Origin of the sequence: [Mycobacterium] fortunisiensis (assembly GCF_019050325.1) — a bacterium.
Taxonomy (GTDB): Bacteria; Actinomycetota; Actinomycetes; order Mycobacteriales; family Mycobacteriaceae; genus Mycobacterium; species Mycobacterium fortunisiensis.
In genome coordinates this window covers 248,096-268,878 of the sequence record NZ_VOMB01000027.1, presented here as the reverse complement: position 1 = coordinate 268,878, position 20,783 = coordinate 248,096, and the positions used below count along the sequence as shown (strand labels likewise).

Annotated in this window: 25 protein-coding genes; 11 read left to right on the top strand and 14 right to left on the bottom strand. The window is 66.0% G+C overall.

What is annotated here, in order from left to right:
- Window positions 1–36: 36 nt before the first annotated feature.
- Both FR943_RS25590 and FR943_RS25585 read left to right on the top strand, forming a co-directional pair.
- Complete coding sequence (locus FR943_RS25590; protein WP_217161121.1) at window positions 37–840, top strand: immunity 52 family protein; 804 nt, start codon at window positions 37–39, stop codon at window positions 838–840.
- Window positions 749–2,059 (top strand): glycosyltransferase 87 family protein, encoded by a 1,311-nt coding sequence (locus tag FR943_RS25585; RefSeq protein ID WP_217161120.1) that lies wholly within the window; start codon window positions 749–751, stop codon window positions 2,057–2,059. Before FR943_RS25590 ends, FR943_RS25585 begins: the two co-directional genes overlap by 92 nt.
- Before the next feature lie 413 nt (window positions 2,060–2,472).
- Here the strand turns inward: FR943_RS25585 and FR943_RS25580 are convergent, their stop codons facing one another.
- Window positions 2,473–3,264, bottom strand: coding sequence for an LLM class F420-dependent oxidoreductase (locus FR943_RS25580; protein WP_372448245.1), 792 nt, complete (start codon window positions 3,262–3,264; stop codon window positions 2,473–2,475).
- A gap of 74 nt (window positions 3,265–3,338) precedes the next feature.
- Here FR943_RS25580 and FR943_RS25575 point away from each other — a divergent pair, with 74 nt between their 5' ends.
- From FR943_RS25575 to FR943_RS25565, 3 genes are read left to right on the top strand one after another with little or no spacing between them, the layout of a single operon-like run.
- Window positions 3,339–4,685, top strand: coding sequence for an NAD-dependent succinate-semialdehyde dehydrogenase (locus FR943_RS25575; protein WP_217161119.1), 1,347 nt, complete (start codon window positions 3,339–3,341; stop codon window positions 4,683–4,685).
- Window positions 4,686–4,703: 18 nt separating this feature from the next.
- Window positions 4,704–5,081, top strand: coding sequence for a thiol-disulfide oxidoreductase DCC family protein (locus FR943_RS25570; protein WP_217161118.1), 378 nt, complete (start codon window positions 4,704–4,706; stop codon window positions 5,079–5,081).
- Window positions 5,082–5,089: 8 nt separating this feature from the next.
- Window positions 5,090–6,097: a PHP domain-containing protein gene (locus tag FR943_RS25565; protein WP_217161117.1), complete on the top strand. Its 1,008-nt coding sequence runs from the start codon at window positions 5,090–5,092 to the stop codon at window positions 6,095–6,097.
- Here the strand turns inward: FR943_RS25565 and FR943_RS25560 are convergent.
- Window positions 6,086–6,376, bottom strand: a complete 291-nt coding sequence (locus tag FR943_RS25560; protein WP_217161116.1) for a YiaA/YiaB family inner membrane protein — start codon at window positions 6,374–6,376, stop codon at window positions 6,086–6,088. The genes FR943_RS25565 and FR943_RS25560 overlap by 12 nt on opposite strands.
- A 66-nt stretch (window positions 6,377–6,442) precedes the next feature.
- Between FR943_RS25560 and FR943_RS25555 the strand changes: the two genes are divergently transcribed.
- On the top strand, window positions 6,443–6,874 hold the full coding sequence (locus FR943_RS25555) for a hypothetical protein (protein ID WP_217161115.1): 432 nt from the start codon (window positions 6,443–6,445) through the stop codon (window positions 6,872–6,874).
- A 9-nt stretch (window positions 6,875–6,883) separates the two neighbouring features.
- On the opposite strand, the gene dinB is transcribed toward FR943_RS25555, so the two are convergent.
- Both dinB and FR943_RS25545 read right to left on the bottom strand, forming a co-directional pair.
- The gene (gene dinB / locus FR943_RS25550; protein WP_217161114.1) at window positions 6,884–8,092 is read right to left on the bottom strand and encodes a DNA polymerase IV; all 1,209 of its coding nucleotides are present in this window, start codon (window positions 8,090–8,092) and stop codon (window positions 6,884–6,886) included.
- Window positions 8,093–8,116: 24 nt separating this feature from the next.
- Window positions 8,117–8,758: a TetR/AcrR family transcriptional regulator gene (locus FR943_RS25545; protein ID WP_217161113.1), complete on the bottom strand. Its 642-nt coding sequence runs from the start codon at window positions 8,756–8,758 to the stop codon at window positions 8,117–8,119.
- A gap of 78 nt (window positions 8,759–8,836) precedes the next feature.
- Between FR943_RS25545 and FR943_RS25540 the strand changes: the two genes are divergently transcribed.
- Window positions 8,837–10,306: a flavin-containing monooxygenase gene (locus FR943_RS25540; protein WP_217161112.1), complete on the top strand. Its 1,470-nt coding sequence runs from the start codon at window positions 8,837–8,839 to the stop codon at window positions 10,304–10,306.
- 69 nt (window positions 10,307–10,375) lie between these two features.
- Here the strand turns inward: FR943_RS25540 and rraA are convergent, their stop codons facing one another.
- From rraA to FR943_RS25510, 6 genes are all read right to left on the bottom strand, one after another.
- Window positions 10,376–10,855 carry a ribonuclease E activity regulator RraA gene (gene rraA / locus FR943_RS25535; protein ID WP_217161111.1) on the bottom strand — a complete coding sequence of 160 codons (480 nt, stop codon included), beginning with the start codon at window positions 10,853–10,855 and terminating at the stop codon, window positions 10,376–10,378.
- A 19-nt stretch (window positions 10,856–10,874) separates the two neighbouring features.
- Window positions 10,875–11,639, bottom strand: coding sequence for a MerR family transcriptional regulator (locus FR943_RS25530; RefSeq protein ID WP_217161110.1), 765 nt, complete (start codon window positions 11,637–11,639; stop codon window positions 10,875–10,877).
- Between the two features lie 45 nt (window positions 11,640–11,684).
- The gene (locus FR943_RS25525) at window positions 11,685–12,191 is read right to left on the bottom strand and encodes a hypothetical protein (protein WP_217161109.1); all 507 of its coding nucleotides are present in this window, start codon (window positions 12,189–12,191) and stop codon (window positions 11,685–11,687) included.
- 78 nt (window positions 12,192–12,269) lie between these two features.
- On the bottom strand, window positions 12,270–12,764 hold the full coding sequence (locus FR943_RS25520) for a copper resistance CopC family protein (protein ID WP_308170653.1): 495 nt from the start codon (window positions 12,762–12,764) through the stop codon (window positions 12,270–12,272).
- Window positions 12,765–12,772: 8 nt separating this feature from the next.
- Entirely contained in the window at window positions 12,773–13,426 is a 654-nt protein-coding gene (locus FR943_RS25515) for a YcnI family protein (protein ID WP_217161107.1), read from the bottom strand.
- A gap of 3 nt (window positions 13,427–13,429) precedes the next feature.
- Window positions 13,430–14,086 carry a DUF6474 family protein gene (locus FR943_RS25510; protein WP_217161106.1) on the bottom strand — a complete coding sequence of 219 codons (657 nt, stop codon included), beginning with the start codon at window positions 14,084–14,086 and terminating at the stop codon, window positions 13,430–13,432.
- Window positions 14,087–14,297: 211 nt separating this feature from the next.
- On the opposite strand from FR943_RS25510, the gene FR943_RS26575 reads away from it, so the two are divergent.
- The 3 genes from FR943_RS26575 to FR943_RS25495 all read left to right on the top strand — a co-directional run bounded on the left by FR943_RS26575 (window position 14,298) and on the right by FR943_RS25495 (window position 17,029).
- Entirely contained in the window at window positions 14,298–15,317 is a 1,020-nt protein-coding gene (locus tag FR943_RS26575) for a hypothetical protein (protein ID WP_246585255.1), read from the top strand.
- A gap of 69 nt (window positions 15,318–15,386) precedes the next feature.
- A complete protein-coding gene (locus FR943_RS25500; protein WP_217161105.1) occupies window positions 15,387–15,878 on the top strand; it encodes an ImmA/IrrE family metallo-endopeptidase in 492 nt (163 codons plus the stop codon).
- Window positions 15,875–17,029, top strand: a complete 1,155-nt coding sequence (locus FR943_RS25495) for a hypothetical protein (protein WP_217161104.1) — start codon at window positions 15,875–15,877, stop codon at window positions 17,027–17,029. The genes FR943_RS25500 and FR943_RS25495 overlap by 4 nt, the downstream gene beginning before the upstream one ends.
- On the opposite strand, the gene FR943_RS25490 is transcribed toward FR943_RS25495, so the two are convergent.
- From FR943_RS25490 to FR943_RS25475, 4 genes are all read right to left on the bottom strand, one after another.
- On the bottom strand, window positions 16,984–17,382 hold the full coding sequence (locus FR943_RS25490; protein WP_217161103.1) for a transcriptional regulator: 399 nt from the start codon (window positions 17,380–17,382) through the stop codon (window positions 16,984–16,986). The two genes, FR943_RS25495 and FR943_RS25490, sit on opposite strands and share 46 nt — an antisense overlap.
- Window positions 17,383–18,268: 886 nt before the next feature.
- A complete protein-coding gene (locus FR943_RS25485; protein ID WP_217161102.1) occupies window positions 18,269–18,805 on the bottom strand; it encodes a peptidase in 537 nt (178 codons plus the stop codon).
- A gap of 232 nt (window positions 18,806–19,037) precedes the next feature.
- The gene (locus tag FR943_RS25480; RefSeq protein ID WP_039326290.1) at window positions 19,038–19,661 is read right to left on the bottom strand and encodes a superoxide dismutase; all 624 of its coding nucleotides are present in this window, start codon (window positions 19,659–19,661) and stop codon (window positions 19,038–19,040) included.
- A gap of 163 nt (window positions 19,662–19,824) precedes the next feature.
- The gene (locus FR943_RS25475) at window positions 19,825–19,983 is read right to left on the bottom strand and encodes a hypothetical protein (protein WP_217161101.1); all 159 of its coding nucleotides are present in this window, start codon (window positions 19,981–19,983) and stop codon (window positions 19,825–19,827) included.
- Window positions 19,984–20,427: 444 nt separating this feature from the next.
- On the opposite strand from FR943_RS25475, the gene FR943_RS25470 reads away from it, so the two are divergent.
- A complete protein-coding gene (locus FR943_RS25470) occupies window positions 20,428–20,769 on the top strand; it encodes a rhodanese-like domain-containing protein (protein ID WP_217161100.1) in 342 nt (113 codons plus the stop codon).
- Window positions 20,770–20,783 lie beyond the last annotated feature (14 nt).

Genomic DNA, 20,783 nt, shown 5'->3' with positions numbered 1-20,783 from the left:
TCAGACGGTGGGGACCGCTGGCGACGTGAAATGAGGTTGGATCTCATCGGTTCGTGGGGAGACCGCCTGGAGTCTCTGCAGGAGTCGGCCGAACGCATGCAGCGCTCGTGGCAGATGTTTCCTCAGGAGCCGGGCGTATACACGCCGTGGTCGTTGCAGCTGTACCCCGCAGGGGTGCTGCAGCTGCACCCAGTGCCCGCCAATGACCTCGGTGCGATCGTCGATGCGGTCAGGCTGGTAACCGAACGGATCAACGAGGGTCCTCGGACTGCGCCCGGGCAGTACCTGGAGTTCGCGCGGGAGCGGCTGGATTCGCCCGTCGTTGAGGCAGGGGGCCGGCTCTTCTCGTACAACGTGCGATGCGGATTCGAGGGCCCGCGTGCGCCCCGCAACCATTTGCTCTTTCAGCTCGACTCGGCTGTAAAGAGTCCCTCCGACGAGTACCCGGTGCTGCGCGGCTATCTCACTGCACTGGTGCGAGCGTGGGAGCCGGACCACATCTCGGTCTCCGCACTCGGATTTCTCAAAGCACAAAAGCACAAGACTCCGCAGGTACGAGTCGGTTGGATGACGTACATCCGTGACGACGTCCCGTTGGATATGTCCGCCGTGCCGGAGGACGTGCACATTGAGGTGGCTGACGGTGGTCGGTACCTGACGCTGTCGGGGACGCCGGAAGAGCCGTCCCTCGATCAGGCGTTGGCGATCCGTCGCGCGCTTGGTTATCCGGCACAACTCTGGTGGGTCAATGAGGCTGCGACGACGCGTCGTCTCGGGGACAGTGTTGATCGCTGTCCTGGCGGTGCTCGTCCACAACCACCTGGTGCCGTTCCAGACTGAGTTCTATGGGCTGACCGGCAACAATTTTGACTTGGACACGTATCGCGCCGCCGTGCACGGTTCCTGGGACGGCAGGAGCCTGTACCAGGAACCGGCGCTGCGCGGGGCCTGGTTCGTCTATCCGCCGTTCGCGACCCTCATCCTCGCGCCGTTCGCCTGGCTCGGATTCGACGTCGCGAAGTTTGCGCTGCTGGCCCTGTCGATCTGTCTTCTGGCATGCATCGCCTGGCGCATCCTGCGGTTGGCCGGTGTCCGTGCGGACCTACGTCTCGGCGTGATGAGCGCTGCGCTCGCGGTGATCGTCGTCGACGTCGAACCGGTGCAGGCCACGTTGTGGTGGGGCCAGATCAATGTCCTGCTCATGGCAATGGTGATGCTCGACCTGTTGCGACCCACCCCGGCCCGCGGTCGGGGAATCGCGCTGGGCCTGGCCGCCGGCATCAAGCTCACCCCGCTGGTGTTCCTGCCCTACCTGCTGGTGACCCGGCAGTGGCGGGCCTCGGCCACTGCCGCAATCACTTTCGTCGTCACTGTCGCGTGCACCTGGCCGTTGCTGCCGCGAGACAGCGCCTGGTTCTGGAGCCACCTCGGCGACACCACCCACATCAGCCGCCTCGATCATCTGGCGAACCAGTCGATCAACGGGTTTCTGGCCCGGTACTTCGCGCCGGACCCGCGGCCGGAGTGGCTGTGGATTGTGTTGAGCCTGCTGGCCGTCGCCGCCGGTCTTGCCCTTGCCACGTGGGCGCATCGACGCGGGGAACGCGCGCTGGCCGTGGTGCTGGTGGGCCTGACGGGTTGCGCGGCATCGCCGTTCAGTTGGGCGGCGCACTGGGTCTGGTTCGCGCCGGCGATCTTCTGGCTCGTCGCGAAAGCGGTGACGACACCAGATGGATGGGCCCGAGGCTGGGCTTATCGGGCCGCCGGCCTGCTCGCGTTGACCTTCATATGGACGCTCCACCGGCCCGGCCGTGAACACACCACGATGTACTTCACCGGGATGTACTGGAACTTCCTGGATCTGCGGCGGTCCTGGCTCGGACAATTCGCGAGCGGCTGGTATCCGCTGGTGTTCCTGTGTTTCGCGATCGGCGCGGCGGGCTGGTTGCGGCTGAGCACGATGCCCGGGCGCGGCCGGACAGACGATATCTCGATGTCGACCGACGACATCGAGGACTATCCGCCGGAGTTTCTCGACGAGGAGTTGGCCCGCGCCTAGCGAGCCGGTGCACTCCCAACGAGGCGAAACTTTGAGAAAACTTCTTAATTAGCTTTTGTGTCTTGCATCACAGGCAGTAAACCCGCTGGTTGACGCAAAAAAGTGATCTGTATCTCGAATAGCGCGACAAAGTCGCCACATAAGCAACTCTTGTCACACAAGAAACATCCGATCTTTGATCGGCGTGGCGGGGTGTAGTTTGCCGGAAGTTGGGTATCTAATGACGTGGTGAGAGGGCTGCGGTAACGTAGAGCTACGGATACAGCTACCAGGACGTCGCAGGAGTGATCACCGTGTACATCAATCCGATCAGTCGGTCGCGGATGGGTCGAATTGCCTGGTCTTTGTTCCGTCATCCCATGAAGAGCCGAGAGTTCCCGGCAAAGCACGAACGCCTGGTCACAGCAGACGAGTTACTCCGTTTCGGCGTCTGACAGGTAGCTCTCTCGGCACACAACGCCCTCGAACCAGCGCCCTGGCGCCGATCCGAGGGCGTAGCTGTATTCCGCGCCGAGCCGGACGTGCGCCGACAGCGTGATCTCCTTGGGATCCCGGCCGATATCGGCGCAATGCGCGGCCAGCACGTCACGCTTGCGGGCGAACTCCTCGGGCGGACCGCCGACGAAATTCCAGTGATCGGCGTACTTCGCGGTGATCCGCAAGGTGCGCTTCTCGCCGCTGCCGCCGATACAGAACGGGGGATGCGGCTGCTGCGGCCCCTTCGGTTCGTTGCGGGCATCCTTGAGTTGGTAGAACTTGCCGTCGAACGTCGTCGACTCCTGACTCAGCAGGCCCTTGAGAATCTCGCAGGCCTCCTCGAACCGGTCGAAGCGCTCCTTGACCGAGCCGAGTTCGATGCCATACGCGCCCGATTCCTCTTCGTTCCAGCCGGCGCCGATACCCAATTCCAGGCGGCCGTTGGAAATGATGTCCAGCGCCGAGGCCATGTTCGCCAGCACCGCGGGGTGCCGGTAGTGGATACCGGTGACGAGCACGCCGACCCGTAGCCGCTCGGTGGCCTGGGCCAGGGCGGTCAGCGTCGTCCAGCCCTCCAGACACGGGCCGGTCGGATCGGAGAAGATCGGATAGAAGTGATCGAACGTCCAGCCGGATTCGAAGGTGTCGATCTGGTCGGCCGCTTTCCAAATGGCAAGCATGTCGGCCCAAGTCGTGTTCTGCGGTGATGTTTTGAAGGCGAAGCGCACGCCATCACAAACTAGTCGCCGCGCCGGATTCATTCCCGGCAAATTCGGACGTCGTGATCGGTAGTGTCGGGCACATGAGCGAGTACGCAGTCACCGATCCGGCGACCGGCGACGTGGTCGCCACATATCCGACGTCCACCGACGCCGAGATCCAGGCGGCGATCGAGGCCGCCGCCAAAACCGGCCGCACCTGGTCGCGCACCTCCACCGTGGCCGAGCGGGCAGCCCTGATCGGCAATGTTGCCGCCCAGCACGAGCAACGCCGTGAACAACTGGCCGACGTCATCGTCCGGGAGATGGGCAAGCCGCGCGAAGAGGCGCTCGGCGAGGTCGACTTCAGCGCCGCCATCTACCAGTACTACGCCGACAACGCCGAGAGGTTCCTCGCCGACGAACCGATCACGCTGCTCGAAGGCGAGGGCAGCGCAGTGATCAGGCGCGGGCCCATCGGCGTCCTCCTGGGCATCATGCCCTGGAACTATCCGTACTACCAGGTGGCCCGGTTCGCCGGCCCAAACCTGGTCGTGGGCAACACAATTCTGCTCAAACACGCACCGCAGTGCCCCGAGTCCGCCGAGCTGCTGCAGCTGATGTTCCTGGAGGCCGGATTCCCGCAGGGCGCCTATATCGACATCCGCGCCACCAACGACCAAGTTGCCGACATCATCGCCGACCCGCGACTCGCGGCGGTCTCGCTGACCGGCTCCGAACGGGCCGGCGCGGCAGTGGCCGAGATCGCCGGGCGCAACCTCAAGAAATGCGTCCTCGAACTCGGCGGCTCCGATCCGTTCATCGTGCTCTCCAGTGACGATCTCGATCAGACCGTCCAGGCAGCCGTCGATGCCCGGATGGAGAACACCGGTCAGGCCTGTAACGCCGCCAAGCGCTTCATCGTCACCGAGAACATCTACGACGATTTTTTGACCAAATTCACCGAGAAACTGCTCGCCGCGGGCGACGGCATCTCGCCGTTGTCCTCGGCATTGGCCGCCGACCGGCTCGAGCGGCAAGTCGCCACCGCCGTTGAGCAGGGGGCGACGCTGACCTCGGCGGGTGAGCGCCGCGGTGCCTATTTCCCGCCGGGGGTGCTCACCGGGGTGACCGAGGACAACGACGTCTACCGCCAGGAATTGTTCGGCCCGGTGGCTATCGTCTACAAGGCCGGCTCCGAAGACGAGGCCGTCGCCATCGCCAACGACACCCCGTTCGGTCTGGGCTCGTTCGTGTTCACCACCGACGCCGAACAGGCCAAGCGGGTGGCCGACAAGATCGATGCCGGAATGGTTTTCGTCAACGTCGTCGGCGCCGACGGTGCGGAACTGCCGTTCGGCGGGGTGAAACGGTCCGGGTTCGGCCGCGAACTCGGCCGGTACGGCATCGAGGAGTTCGTGAACAAGAAGCTCATCCGCATCGGCGGGTGATCCGTGCACACTGGAGAGATGAGCGGCGTCCTGTACTTCGATGGCAACTGCGGCATGTGCACCCGCAGTGTCGACGCGCTGGTGCGCCGGCAGCGGACCGGCGAGCTGCAGATCGCCCCGTTTCAACGGCCCGGCACGGCCGAGCGACTCGGCGTGACTGCTGAACAACTCGCCGAAGCGGCCTGGTGGGCAGACTCCTCGGGAGAGGTGTACCGCGGTGCCGAAGCGATCAACGCCGCGCTGGCCGCTGGGATGGGTAGCCGGATTCCCTTGGCGGTGTACCGAATTCCCGGTATCCGTCAGTTGCAGGATGCGACCTACCGCTGGGTCGCCGGCCATCGGTACCGATTTCCGGGAACCACACCGCACTGCGCGGTGCGGCCCGCAGACTGCTGAGCCGTGCCATGGATCCGGTGACCGCCCTGCGCCAGATCGCCTACTACAAGGACCGCGCACGAGAAGACCCGCGCCGGGTGATGGCCTACCGTCATGCCGCCGACATCGTCGAAGGGCTCAGCGAGCAGCAGCGGGAGCGTCTTGGTGCGACCGACAGCTGGCAGTCGTTGCCGGGTATCGGACCGAAGACCGCCAAGGTGATCGCGCAGGCCTGGGCCGGTCGGGAGCCCGATTCGCTCGTCGAATTGCGGCAAACGGCAACCGATCTCGGTGGCGGAGAGATTCGTACCGCGCTGCGCGGTGACCTCCATGTGCACTCCAACTGGTCGGACGGCTCGGCCCCGATCGAGGAGATGATGCGCGCAGCCAGGGATCTGGGACACGAGTACTGCGCCCTGACCGACCATTCACCCCGGCTCAAGATCGCCAACGGACTGTCGCCCGAGCGGCTGCACGAGCAGCTCGACGTCATCGAAGCGATCCGCGAGACCGTGGCCCCACTGCGGATCCTCACCGGCATCGAGGTCGACATCCTCGAAGACGGCTCCCTGGATCAGGAACCCGAACTGCTGGAACGGCTCGACGTCGTGGTGGCCAGCGTGCACTCCAAGCTCGCCATGGACGCCCCGGCCATGACCCGACGCATGGTCAAGGCCGTCGAGAACCCGCACACCGACGTGCTCGGGCACTGCACGGGACGCCTGGTCACCGGTGGCCGTGGCCGGCGAGCCGAGTCCACATTCGACGCCGAGAAGGTCTTCACCGCCTGCCGGGACCACGGCACCGCCGTCGAGATCAACTCCCGGCCCGAGCGACGGGACCCACCGACCCGGCTGCTGCACCTGGCGATGGAGATCGGCTGCCTGTTCAGCATCGACACCGACGCGCACGCGCCCGGCCAACTGGATTTCCTCGGCTACGGCGCCCAGCGGGCGCTGGACGCCGATCTGCCGATTGATCGAATCGTCAACACCTGGACGGCCGAACAACTGCTGGAGTGGACCTCACGCGGCTGAGTTGAACGGATTGTGTTCGGCGATCAGCTTTTCCATCCGCGCCTCGTCGAGCCGAACCCGCACCGTGGTGGCCTCCTGCTGGTCACGGATCACTTTGGCCAGGGTGAACGAGCTGGTGACCAGGAACAGCACGGTCATCGCCAGAAAGAGCCGCTGCCACATGTCGAGAGGCAGGAACAAGACCCCGCCGAGCAGACCCAGAAAGCTCACCCCGAAGGCGATCCCGGCCTGCAGGAAGAAGGCGGCAGTGACTTTGGACGTGTCGTTGAATGCGCTCATGACCGAAAGCCTGTCCCAGTTCACGATCCGGCGGATGCGTGAGACTACTCAGATTAGACTCGCCCGATGCACGTGGAGCTCGGCATCGACACCGTCATCACCCTGCTGGCCGCCGGCCTGATCTTCCTGTTGGCGCTGGTGCTCGGGGTGTGGAAGTACCGGCAGATGGCGGTCAGCGAGAACCACCTGGCCCATCCCTACGTCGATATCGCCCACCGGGCGGCGTTGCTCTACTCCTTCGCCACACTGCTGGTCGCGGTGTTCGTCGAACTCAGCGCCTGGCCCACGTGGGTGAACCTCACGGCGGCGATGGTGCTGGTGTTCTTCTTCGTCATCGCCATCGCGGCCTACATCGAGCACGGGGCCAAACGGGACACCACCAACCAGTTCGAGCATCCGACCGGCGCCCTGCATGCCGGGATGGTCGCGTTGATCGTCGGCGAGATCGGCGGATTCGTCGTACTGCTGGCTGGATTCGTTGCCGCACAATTCCTTTGACAGGCGTCGTCAATACGGAAGCATCGGCACTTCCAGTCCGGGATCGCGGCCGACGAGCACGCCCCGGGTCAACATCGCATTGCCGAACCGCTGCCGCACCTCGTCGATCGCACCATCGATCGCCACCGGATCAGGCTGGGTCTCGAACGGCAACTCCAACTGCTGACTGCCCTGGTGGTCGATGTTCGACACCGCGAACCCGATCAGCGTCAGCCCCCGCTCGGCGATCAACGGGGCCGCCGTGGTCACCAGGGCGCGGGCCGCGGCCAGGATCGCGTCCGTCGACGCGGTGGCCCGGGGCAGCGTGTGAGAGCGCGTCGCCCGGCCGAAATCGTGGAAACGCAACCGCAATACGACGGTGCGCCCGGTGCGTCCGGCGGCCCGCATGCGGCGGGTGATGCGGTCGACGAGATTGACCACCACAGCATCCACCTCCGCGGCCGACATGGTGGTGCCGCGCCGTCCCAGGGCGCGTTGAGCGCCGACCGAACTGCGCCGCACCCCCGTCGTCACCCGGCGACGATCGATGTTGCGCGACAACGCATACAGCTGCCGCGCCATCGCGCCACCGACCATCGTGCCCAGCGCCGACTCGGACAACTCGGCCACATCGGCCACGGTCTCCACACCGTGCGCGTGCAGCTTCTCAGCCGTCTTGGCGCCCACACCCCACAACCTGCGCACCGGCAGCGGATGCAGAAACGCCAGCTCGCGATCGGGCGGTACCAGCAGCAGACCGTCCGGTTTGGCCACCTGACTGGCCACCTTGGCCAGGAACTTCGTCCGCGCGATGCCCACGGTGATGGGCAGCCCCACCTGCTCGCTGACCTGCTCGCGCAGCCGCCGGGCAATCTCCACCGGGGTGCCCGACACCCGGCCCAACCCGGACACGTCGAGAAACGCCTCGTCCACCGACAACGGTTCCACCACCGGCGTGGTGTCGTGAAAAACCTCGAACACGTGGTGGCTGGCTTCTGAATAGGCCGCCATCCGCGGCGGCACCACCAACGCCTGCGGGCACAGCACGCGGGCCTGGCCCCCGCTCATCGCGGTACGTACCCCGAACGCCTTGGCCTCGTAACTGGCCGCCAGCACCACGCCACCGCCGACGATCACCGGACGCCCGCGCAGCGCCGGATCGTCACGCTGCTCGACTGAGGCGTAGAACGAGTCGAGATCAGCGTGCAGGATCGCCGCGTGTGCGTGGGACACGAACATATGTTCGCATAGGCGACGGACGAGTTATCGGGAGTCGCCGTAGATGCTGGTCAGCCAGATGTGGGTGAGGGTGTCGACCACCTTGCCGGACTCGACCGCCGGCGGTTCGGCGGCGAGGGCGGCCATCATCGTCCGCTCGTTCATCAGGTTGAGCGAGGTCGCCAGATCCATGGCGGGGATGGTGTCCGGGGCGGCGCCGCGCTGACGCTCGGCGGTGATCAACGCGGCGGTCAGGGCGATCCATTTCTGCATCAACCCCGACCAGAAGGCGCGGAACTCCGGACTGCTGTTCAGCGCCTCGGTGCCCGCGCGCGCAGTCGCCGGATGCTCGCCGAACGAACTGAAAAAGATCTCGATGCCACGGCGGATCGCGCGTCGCGGATCGGTGGGCATGCTGTCCATCGCCCGGTCGAAACCGGTGTCGGCCCGCTTGATCAGTGGATCGATGAGCGAGAGCAGCACCGCTTCCTTGGATGGGAAGTAGAAGTAGAAGGTCGGCCGCGAGATTCCGGCGCCTTTGGCCAGGTCATCGACCGAAATATCGGCGAACTTCTTGGTCTCCAGCAGCTGCCTGGCGGTAGCGAGGATGGCGGCCTCACGATCGTCGCCCGAGGGGCGGGCGGCGCGGCGACCGCGCGGGGCGCGGGCCGTGCTGGAGGTGGTCACGACCTCAACCCTAACACCGTGTCGAGTTTCTCAACACACCGTTGACCGACTCAACACTGTGTTGATACCGTCGGTCCCATGACCGAACATTTCGATGTGGTGATCGTCGGCGCCGGCATCTCCGGCATCAGCACGGCCTGGCATCTGCAGGACCGCTGCCCGACGAAGAGTTACGTGATCCTGGAGCGCCGGGAGAACATCGGCGGTACCTGGGACCTGTTCAAGTACCCCGGCATCCGCTCGGACTCCGACATGTTCACCCTCGGCTTCCGGTTCAAGCCGTGGGAGTCCGCCAAGTCCATCGCCGACGGACAGTCGATCTGGAACTACATCAACGAGGCCGCTGACGAGAACGGCATCACCAATCACATCCGTACCGGCCACCGCGTGCTGTCGGTGGACTGGTCCGACGCCGACAACCGCTGGACCGTCAACGTCGAACACGACGGCGAAACCAAGCAGTTCACCGCGTCGTTCCTGTCGGTGTGCAGCGGCTACTACAACTACGACGAGGGCTACTCGCCGGAATTCCCGGGCGCGGCAGACTTCAAGGGGCAGATCATCCACCCGCAGCACTGGCCCGAGGACCTGGACTACGCCGGCAAGAAGATCGTCGTCATCGGGTCGGGCGCCACCGCGGTGACGCTGATCCCGTCGCTGGTGAACGAAGGCGCCGGCCACGTGACCATGCTGCAGCGCTCACCCACCTACATCGGGGCGCTGCCCCTGGAGGATCCGGTGGCGCTGCGGACCAACAAGTACCTGCCGAAGCACCTGGCACACTTCGTCAACCGGTGGAAGCAGATCGGCTACAGCACCGGGCAATACCAGGTCGCACGGAAGTTCCCGGCGGTGTTCAAGAAGGCGCTGCGGCAGATGGCCACCCGCCGGCTGCCCGAAGGCTTCGACTACGACAAGCACTTCAGCCCGCGTTACAACCCGTGGGACGAGCGAGTCTGCCTGGCGCCCAACGGTGATCTGTTCAAGGCCATCCGTTCGGGCAAGGCCGACGTCGTCACCGACACCATCGAGACCTTCACCGAAACCGGCATCAAGCTGACCTCGGGTGAGGAGTTGCAGGCCGACATCATCGTCACCGCAACGGGTCTGAACATGCAGCTGTTCGGCGGTGCCACCGCCAACCGCAACGGCGAGCCGATCGACCTGACCAAGTGCATGACCTACAAGGGCCTGATGCTCTCGGGCGTGCCGAACATGGCGATCACCTTCGGCTACACCAACGCGTCGTGGACGCTCAAGGCCGATCTGGTCTCCGAGTTCATCTGCCGCCTACTGAATTTCATGGACGCCAACGGCTTCGACCGCGTCGAGGCGCAGCACCCCGGCGATGCTGTCGACGAGCTGCCGTTCATGGACTTCACCCCCGGCTACTTCCGCCGCGCCATGGACAGCCTGCCCAAGTCGGGTTCGGAAGCACCGTGGAAGCTCAAGCAAAACTACTTCTTCGACATGCGCACCATCCGCTACGGCAAGGTCGACGAAGAGTCCCTGATGTTCACCAAACACCGCGCCGCTGTGACGGTGTAGTTTCCCCGCCCAACAGACGCAGAACTGCCCCTTTTCCCGCGAAAAGGGGCAGTTCCATGTCTGCTCGCGCTATGGGGTGACCACCACGATGCCGTCCTCGTCGGCGTAGGCGATCTCACCCGGGATGAACGTCACCCCACCGAAGCTGACCTCCACATCCCGCTCGCCCTCGCCGGTCTTGGTGCCCTTGCGCGGGTTGGTACCCAGGGCCTTGATTCCGACGTCGATGGTGCGCAGCGCGGCCGCGTCCCGCACCGCGCCGTGCACGATCACCCCGGACCAACCGTTGTCGGCAGCCAGCCCGGCGATGATGTCGCCCACCAGCGCCGTGTGCAGCGACCCGTCGCCGTCGACCACCAGCACCCCGCCATTACCCGGCGTGGACAGGATCGACTTGAGCAGCGCATTGTCCTGGAAGCAGCGGACCGTGGTGATCGGCCCGGCGAACATGGCCTTGCCGCCGTAGTTCTGTAGCTGCAGATCGCAGCTACGGACGTCGGGATAGATCTCGTCGACCAGATCAGCAGTGGCGCGCGGTTCGATACTCATCCAGCGATTATCGCAGCCGTCACCCGGCGGCGCTGGTCACGATGATGTCGTGCACGAACTGCGCCAGCCCTGGCTCGGCATCGTCGTAGTACAGGGCGAACCGCTCGTCCTCCACGTAGATGTTGGCCAAGCTGACGTGCATGTCGTCACTGCAGTCGTAGAACCGGGAAATGTTGGCCCGATGCCGGGCGGCCAGCGCATTGGCCTGCGCTGACCCTGGCCGAACCCCAGCCCGCTTGCCTTCGGCCAGGGCATCGAGCAGCGCGTCGTTCTCGGCTTTGAACTCGATCCAGTCCTGTTTGGTCATCTGCGCGGTGCGCTGCTGCGACTGCTTCCACTCCTCGGTGCCGGCCCAGCGGGACTCGACCTCCTCGGCATGCTCATCGAAAACTGCGCTGCCGAAGATCTCCACCTGCTCCTCGGCGGACAACTGAACTCCGCTGTTGTGGGCGCTCATCAATTCCTCCACTGCCTTGATGGTCTGCTGTAGCTGCTGTGCCTGCTCGCACAGCAGGTTGTGTTGGCGTCTCAGGTGGGCAAGCACATCGGCATCGGCGTCATCGAGGAGAGCGCGGATTTCGCCGAGGCGCAGCCCCACTGACCGGTACACCAGCACCAGGTGCAGCCGCTCGATGTCGACGTCGTTGTAGCCGCGGTAGCCTGCCGCTGTACGCACGCTGGGCATCACCAGACCGATGTGGTCGTAATGGTGCAGGGTTCGCACCGAGACACCTGTCAGTGCGGCGACCGCACCGACGGATCTCGCCGGGGAATTCGCGTGCATGAGGCCATCATTGACCCTGACGTCGCGTCAGGGTCAAGGCCGGGATCAGTCCTCCGAGGACCGCCGCCGGCTCAGCAACACCAGAAGCAGGGCGAGGACACCGACCGCGGCCGCAGCCACGAAGGGCACCCGGGACCCACTGTCGTCCAGCGGCGTCGGCGCCGGACCGGCCACCGGGTTGGTGGCCGAGGTCACCGTCGACTTGGCCTGAGCCGCAGCCTCCTTGGCCGCCGTCGCGACATCGGGCACCGGGGTGATAGGAGCCGGGGCCGGCTCGGCCGGAGGCTGGGCGACCGGCGGGGCAGGCTGGGCCTTTTTCGCTGGAGCCTTTTTCGCCGGGGCCTTCTTGGCGGCCTTGGCCGGTGCCTTCTTCGCCGCTGCCTTTTTCGCGGGGGCCTTCTTGGCCGCTGCCTTCTTGGCCGGCGGAGGACCGGGCTTGGGGGCCGGGGCAGCAGGCGGAGCGGGATCCGCACCGGCCGCTGACGCCTCGGGCTTGGCCGACTCGGCTGCGGGCTCAGGCTTCTCGGCGGGTTGATCCTGCTGCTCTGCCATCAGGCTGCTCCTTTGCAGTGCGGTGTTCCGCGTCAGCGCGGTCGGTGGGGGCCGGCAGTAAACCCATCATGCCAGCCCTCAGTGCCGGCGCCGGATCGCCCACCACGATCCCCCGCCCAGGAGCAGGGCAGCGACCAGCACGAACGGCCACACCGCGACGCCGTCGTCGGGTTGCGCGGGCGACGACGCGGCCGGGCCCGGGGTGCCCGTACCGGCGATGGTGAGCTCAAACGACCACGACCCGGACACCACGTGGCCGTCGGCCGAGGTCACCCGGTAGTTCACCGTGTAGGTACCGGCCGGCCCGAGCGGGCGGACAGCCACGCTGAGCACCGCACCGGAGACCTGCGGATCACCTTCGGACCACAGGTTGTTGTCCGGCCCGACGACCGTCATGGCGGCGAACGCCGGCTGTAGGGCCTCGTTGAAGGTGGCGCTCACCCGCTGCGGGGCGGTGCTCAGGGCCGAATTTTCGGCCGGATCGGTCGCGATCCGCACGGCGTGCGCCGAGGCCGCAGGCGCCGCGAGCAACGCCGAAGCCACCAGAAGCAGCCCGGTGAGGGCAACGGTCACGGCCCGGGTCACGGTCGGCGCCGGTTGGCCAGCGCCGCCACCACCGCAGCGGCCGCGACGATCAACGCCCCACCGGCGAGCCACCTGGCCGAGTTGTCGACGGTGCCGGCCGACGGAGCCACGGCAGGCGCGGCGGGCACTTCCGTGCCGTGCTCGGTGTGCCCGGGTTCGGGCGCCGTACCGGTCAGCGCCAGTTCCGGTGCGGGATGCTCGGGCTCAGAACCATCGGGTTCGGCGGGCTGATCCCAGCGGACCACAGTGCCGTCGGAATAGGTCTGGATGGCCGGGAAGCGCACCGTCGCGGCGTCCGGGAGCTTGACCGACACCCGGAACAGTGCGAACTGTTCGGGCGAGATCCCGACCCCGGGTGAGGCTGTCCATGTCACCGAGCGAACGGTGCCCGCCGCGACGTCGCGGTCGAGCTTCGCGGTCCAGCCCGGCATCACCTCGGTGCGGGCCGAAGCCACGTTGGGCAGGTTGACCGTCAATTGTGTTGTCAGCGCGCCGGTGTCGGATTCGCCGGGGACCCGGAAGGTCAGCACCGAGGTGGTGCCCGGCGCCGGATTATCGGCTTCGACATGGACATGGGCGGCGGCCGGAGCGGCACAGAACAACGCGGTGACCGCCATTGCGGCGGCGGTCGGCACGACACGGCCTCGCATCGCTCAGACCAGCCCCAGCCGCGCCATCAGGTCGGCGTCGATGCCGTCGAGCTGGGCGGCGATCGCCGCGTGCGCGCCACGCCGGCGGGCGGTCGGCATGTTTTCGGCGGCCGTGACCGCGGCCGCCAGATCGGTCAACCGATCGCCGATCGCGGCGACGAACTGCTTGGTCTCGGCGTCCTTGGAGTTCTTGTCGGCCAGCTGCCGCAGCGTCTGCTCGGCCCCGGAAATCCGTGCGGACAGCTCGGCGCCGTGGCCGGAGAACTGACCGAGCTGAGCCAGCGGCACGCCGAGCCGATCGGCACGACGTTCGTCCAACGCCCCGCGGGCGGCCGTCGCGGCCCGGTAGATCAACGGCACGAGGACCGGCGCCAGCAAACGTGTAACGGTCAGTACTCGACGGATCCGGGCCGGGGAGAGCAGCCGTCCCTCCCGGACAGCCTTCAGCTCGGTCTCGGCGACCTTGAGTGCCGTACGGTCGGCGTCTCGCTGTGCCCTGACCTGAGCTTTGAGGGCCCGCTGCGCGGCTTTTTGATCGGACTTGATCCGCCGCGACTCGTTCTTTGCGGTGAGCTTGGCTTCGAGCTTCGCCTTGGCCTTGATGGCGCGGGCTTCGGCGCGCCGGGTTGCGCGGCTTTTTCGTCGCGTGAACAGGCCCATTCCGGTTGCCTCCCGGTCAATTCGTCGTGTGTTCGTGGTCACCGCAGAACTGCTGCAGACCCACAGTATCGTCCGCTCGATTTGCTCCGCTGCGGCTCCCCGCGATCGGTGCCGGCAATCATCTCGGCTAGCAAATTTCAACTGAGTGTTTGTGCAAGAATCGAATTCGTCAACGAAGCCATTGGGCGGTGCGCGGAAGGATGGTGACAACGTGCGTTCGCGGTTGCGCGTCGCCGCCTCAACCGGTGTGGTGCTCTCGGGCCTGATCATCGCCGGTGCCGGCGGAGCGTTGGCGTTTGCCGAGCCCGATCAGGGTCGGGTCGCCACTGGTGACCGCCCCGGCGAGGGCGGATCCGGCCGGGGCGATCACGGCCCGTCGGGCCCGCACTGGTCACACCGGCACACCGACAAGCCCACCAAGCCCACCGGTCGGCCGACCAGGACCCGTGTCCCGGAGAGCCCGACGGGCACTCCGCAGCCCTCCGGTACGGCGACTGCGACCGCCACGGTCGAGCCGACCAGGACCACCGAGCCGACCAGGACCACCGAGCCGACCAAAACCACCGAGCCCACCAAAACCACCGAGCCCACCAAAACCACCGAGCCCACCAAGACCACCGAGCCCACCAACACCACCGAGCCGACCAAGACCACCGAGCCGCCGGCGACGACCGAGCCCCCACCGGCGGCACCGCTGTTCGGTGACGCCGCGGGCCCGGGCGCCGCGGGCGGGGGAGGCGGCGGTGGCGGTATCCCGGCGATGCTGAACGCGCCGCGAGTGCCGGACATGCGGTTGGCGGCGCAGGGGCAGTCACCGGAGGCAGCGGCGACACCACCGGCAGATCTGGCGGACGCACTCGGGGCGGCGCCTATCGGTGCGTCGGCAGCGACGCCGCTGGCCGTACCCATCGTGCCGCCGCTGGGGGCGCCCGACGGCCACGGACCGAATTTCGGTCCGCGACTGGGCCCCGAGGTCCAGCCCAGCACCAAATCGCAGGTGCAGTTCGGCCCCCCGATGGCCACGGGGCTCGACCTGGCGGCTCCGCCGGTCTCGTTCCGGTTGGGCTATACGGATTACCTGCGTACCGCCAGCACGAAGCAGATCGCGGCGATGGCGCTGCCCGGGGTCACCGGCATGATGGCCCTCACCGCTCTGGGCGGGCTCGTGGGTTACCGACAGGCCAAGGCGGGACGTACCGTCCCAATCGACGCAAGTCGGTTCATGCGTTAGCGGCTTCGTTGCGACAATCCAGGTAAGTGCAGTCGTCCAGGGCTAGGTGAAAGGAGTGGAGAGGGGACCATGTCTGCCAGTCGAAGCGTGACGCGTGCGGTCAACGAAGTTCTCGACCTCGCTCCTCGGCGGGGGGAAGTCACGTTGACCCGCCTCGTCGAAGCGGTGAGCCGGGATCGGGGAAGGCCGATCGAGCTGACCATGGCCGAACTTCCGCCCGGAGTCTGTGGCCAGTGGCGTCAATACGCCGACCATGACGTCTTCCTCATCCAGCAGGGGCTGCCGGCGTGGGACCGGACGTTGGCGCACGAACTCGGTCATCTCGTGCTGGGACATGAGGGCATCTCGATCGTCGACGCGGCCGCCGCATCGGCAGAGGTGGCCACCGACGATCTGATCAGCTACATGCTCAATCAACGGACGGGCTGCATGGGGCCCAACGGTGAGGACATCGAGCAGGAGGCCGAGGATTTCGCCGCCCTGCTGCTGTACCGCCTCGGCCGCCTACCGTCCGATCGATCCTCGATCGTCCAGGTCCGCCTCGGAGAGGCATTTGGTTGATCGTCTGGGTGATTGCCGGCCTGCTCGGCATGGCCACCGGTCTGCGCATCGGCTGGGCGCTGGTCAACAAACAATCCCTGGTGAGCTCCGCGATGATCCTGTCGTTGGGCAGCCTCGGTGTGGTGGCCGCGCTGAACTGGCAGCCGTTGGCACTGCTGCTCGACACGGTGCTGCACTGGCCCAACATTGCGGTCGGACTGAGCCAGGTTGCGCTGATCGGCTGTGCGGCAGGCAGTTGCGTCATGATCACCACCGCGGCCTCAGACCACTCGGCGACGATCACCTGGCGCATCGCGCTGATCCAGTACGGGATCGCCGGTGTCGTGGCCGTGGTGAGCCTGGTGATCTTCTTCCGGGCCGGCAGACAACCGGAGATGTCACCCGCCGAGTACCTCGAGCGTGACCTCGATGCCAACGGCACCTCGTGGTTGCTGCCACTGCTCTACGTGTTTCTGGCGCTGACGCTGGTCGCGTGGGCCGGCCTGCGTAACTCGAACCGCAGCCGACGAGGGCGCGCGCTGTTTCTCTTCACCGTCGGCATGGTGCTGATCGTCGGTGTGAGCGGCTACTTTCTGCTCAAGGCCGCCGGGCAGGCCCAGCCCGTGGGCGTCGGCGCCGCGGCGACGATGCTCGGCTGCGCGATGGTCATCGTCGCGGCGGGGTCGCTGCTACCGAGTGTCGAAGACTGGTTCGGCGCACAGAAAGAACTCCGGACCATCAAACCGCTTCTGGGGGAACTGGCCCGGCGCCAGCCCGACGTGGGTATCGGCGTGCGTCCCCGGGGGCCGCTGGTTTTCCGGGTGGCAGAACGGATGTCGCTGATCTCGGATGCGCTGTACTTGGAGGCGACTGCGGCCGACGCGCGTCGGCACGAGAGCGCCGGGTCCCGCGAATCAAGTGGCACAACACATTCCGATACCGAGCGGCCGCACGTCGGGCCCGAGGCGCAGGCCCGCGCGGTTGCGCAGTGGATCGACGACACCCGAGAAGGCGACGACGGTTCGGCGTTCCCGGGATTGGCATGGCTGAGCCAGCCCGAAACCTATTCGGACCGGGAATGGATCCTCGCGATCGCCGAGCAGTATCGGGATTTGGGCCCGACGGTTCAGCCGTCGAGATTTTCCCGGCGGCGCAGCTCGTCGACCTTCTGAACCAGGTCCTGCTGAGCCTCGGTGGACAGGCCGACGGTACGGGCGGCGATCCGGCGCACCCCTTCGTCACGCATGCTGGCCAGCCAGGTCAGTTCCTTGTCGAGCTTTTCGTAGTACTCGTCGTCGGTGAAGTAAGCCGGCTTGATCCGGAAGAAGTTGGCAAGTGCGGCCATGGTTGCCGCCGACGGGTTGGTCCGGTTGCCCGAACGAAGCTGCGACAGGTACGGAGCCGACATGGTGACACCCTCGGATTTGAGTGCGGCGATCACCTCGGCAGACGTGTGGGGTCCGCGCCCAGGCGGATAAACCGTGTCGAACAGGCGGTTCAGGCGGGCGGCGAACGTCTTGCTCATCGATTTGACCTCCACATGCATCAAGAGCGGTACGAATAGGCGGCGTATTTGCTGACTATGGTAGCGAGTGTTGTGACGACAACCAAGTGCAAACCGCATAAAAGTTAAACGGGCTTTGCGTTTTGGCGGCCCCTGCGGGGCATACCGGGGTCTTCGCCGCAGGGGTGCGGTCCGATTGCGGCGTCGGACAATGCAAAAGGTGACGGTTGCGTTGTATTGGGCGCGATGAGCTGCGCTCACGGGTGCGGGCGATCGTGATCGGCTTCTCGCCCGGCAACCGGCGCATCGCTGTGACTAGCGGAAACGGATATTTGCTAGGGCGCGGACCGGGTGTCGAGTCGGATTCTGTGCGGCGCCGTTGTCGGACGACGTGGAACACGTTACAGGTTGGCCGTAGGAATGCGCGTGAGTCCCCTCATGCGCGGTAGCCAGACCAAGCGTGGATCGATTCGACAGCCGATTCCAGCCGAGATTGCCGACGAGATAGGGCCGCAGGTTTACCCGGCGGCCCGGGACTGCCCCTGCTGTGAATGTCTGCACGGCCACGGTTGCGGTGGGCGGCCACGGCTATCTGGCGGCCACACTGCGACGACAACATCAGCGACATGCCATTGCGTCCGATGGCATCGGCTGTGGACATGGCGACCTTTCGGCACATCGCCGGTACGTGCCGCTCACGCGGCGGACTCACATGTGGTCGAAGGCCTCGCCCGCCACAGTGCATCCGTCGGCGGGCTGAACGCGCGTGCCGATGCGCCGGGTAGAGCTACCCTTCTTCGCTGATTTAGTGGACCCTAGCCCTTGTTCGGCGAACTCGCCAGGGTTACTACCGATTTTCGGTAGCCAGATTCTCCAGTTCGGAGAAGGTGTGCCGGTGATGGCACATTCAGGCCGCCAACAGCATCGCCAGGATCGCGGTGTCGGGGTGGCTGATCGGGTCCACCCCGACTCGGCTGACCATCGACGTCACGGTGCCGTCCGGTTCCGCTTCCACCCAGGCCGCGCGGTGTTCCAGGCCGAGGTGTGGAAGCCCGGGCAACAGTACGCAACCCGAGGCGGCACCGCTGCACTCCGGCAGGGACGGCGTGGTTTCCGAGGGCGGATGCAACATCAACAGGGCCGGCGGTTGGTGCTCGGCGAAATGCCCCGGCGGGACCGCGGATTCGCCGACCACGGGCCCCTCGGCGATCACCAGGCCGACGGTCCCCGGCTGTGGCTCATCCGGCAACTCTTCGCGGACACCGAAAATCGTTGTGGTGGAGAGCAGTCCGGGCAACGATGCGACCCGGACCGTGACCATCAGAAGCTGTGCCCATTCCTTGGTGGAGTCGGGCCATCGGCCCAAGACCACGAACCCTTTGAGCGCACCGCCGGAATGAAAGGGGGCGATCTCTATCGCCCGGCCGGACCCCGTCGCATCCATATCGCCTCCGGGACATCGGTTTTGGACCGTCAACGTCGGTTGACGCTCCGACACGTCTGTGGGTCGATCAGATCAGAATGCGGCAGCGGCGGGCTCCGTGCAAGGCGACACGGAAGCTGCGCCGATAACGAATCGGGCCCGGAAACGAGGGCGGGGCGTCACGCTGTGCGCGCGACGCCCCTTGATGAGCGATCAGGAACCGATCCAGCCCTCGAATCCGAGCGGGATCGAACTAGCCGAAGATCAGGCCGTTGGTTTTGGAGGTGGCCGCCGCGTACCGGTTCTGCACGTCCTCCCAGTTGACGACGTTCCAGAAGGCCTTGACGTAGTCGGCCTTGACGTTCTTGTACTGCAGGTAGAACGCGTGCTCCCACATGTCGACCTGCAGCAGCGGGATGATGCCCAGCGGCACGTTGGCCTGCTGGTCGTACAGCTGGAACGTCAGCAGCCGGTCACCGAGGCTGTCGTAACCCAGCACGGCCCAGCCCGAGCCCTGCAGCCCGTTGGCCGCGGCGGTGAACTGCGCCTGGAACTTGTCGAACGAACCGAACTGGTCGTCGATTGCCGAGGCGAGGTCGCCGGTGGGCTTGTCGCCCCCGTTGGGGGACAGGTTCTTCCACCAGATCGAGTGGTTCACGTGGCCGCCGAGGTGGAAGGCCAGGTTCTTCTCGTTGAGGAAGATGGCCGCGTGGTCGCCATTGGCCCGCGCTTCGTCGAGCTTGGCCACCGCGTCGTTGACGCCCTTGACGTACGCGGCGTGGTGCTTGCTGTGGTGGAGCTCGTTGATCTGTCCGGAGATGTGTGGTTCCAGCGCTCCGTAGTCGTAATCCAGGTCCGGCAGGGTGTATTCAGCCACGAGATTCCTTCCTCATTATCGATCGATGGAGCCCAACGCCCGACACGATCGTCAAGTTCGATCCTCGAGTTCGACACTCAAGATCATCGTCAACATTGCTCCATCCCAAGGCGCACCGCAAGGACGCGCGTGCCGTCCACACGTATACCCGATCCCTCGGCGGTCAGAACAAGACGATCACGGCAAGGACGCCGAGCAGCAGCAGCGCGATCACAGTGGCCCGAACGAAGGCCATCAACTGGTTACGGGTGTGCAGATACCCCGACGAGTGCCATTCGGGTTGGGGTAATGCGGATCCCGACCCCATCGGATGCGACGCCATCAGACACTCCTGACCTGCACGATCAATGTTTGCCCTCCAGTGAGTTCTGTCACAACAGCTGGTGTGACGCCGATCATAGACCCTGTAGATGGTCAGGTGAAAATCGGCCTCCGCGCCCACCGGTGAGACGCCCCGTCCGTTTGGAATCACCCTGATCGGCAATCCCCGGATCCACGCCGAGCGGCCGGGTTTAGCCGGGTGCTTAATTTCGCTCAGCGCAGTGGATGGTTGTTGATCGCTGCCGTGCACACCCCAGGGTTATCCACAGTGACGGACAGCGACTGCACAGCTATCCGCACATCGCGGACTTTTCCCCAGGTGCCCGGCTGTGGATGAACCTGTGGAAACTGTGGATAGCCGCCTGTTGCTGACCCGGGCACCCGGCCGCGCCGCCGCGTCGGGGCCGGGTGCGCCGGACGTGGTGGCCGTGCGAGCATTGACGACATGGACGATGTGGAAGTCGGGCAGGCAGACATCGCTGTGGTACCCGCCGAGTTCGACGGGCCCGTCGTGCTGCTCGACGTCCGCGAGGACGACGAATGGCAACGAGGTCACGTCGCCGGCGCACAGCACATTCCGATGGGCGACGTACCGGCCCGGATCGCCGAGATCGACCCCGATGCCGAGCTGTACGTCATCTGCCATGCGGGCGGACGCTCCCTGCGGGTGGCGAACTACCTGGCCCGCAACGGCTACACCCCGATCAATGTCGAGGGCGGCATGCTGGCCTGGGCCGGAGCCGGCCGTGCAGTGGTCACCGACTCCGGCCAGCCCGGCACCGTCTGACCGCGGCCACCCGT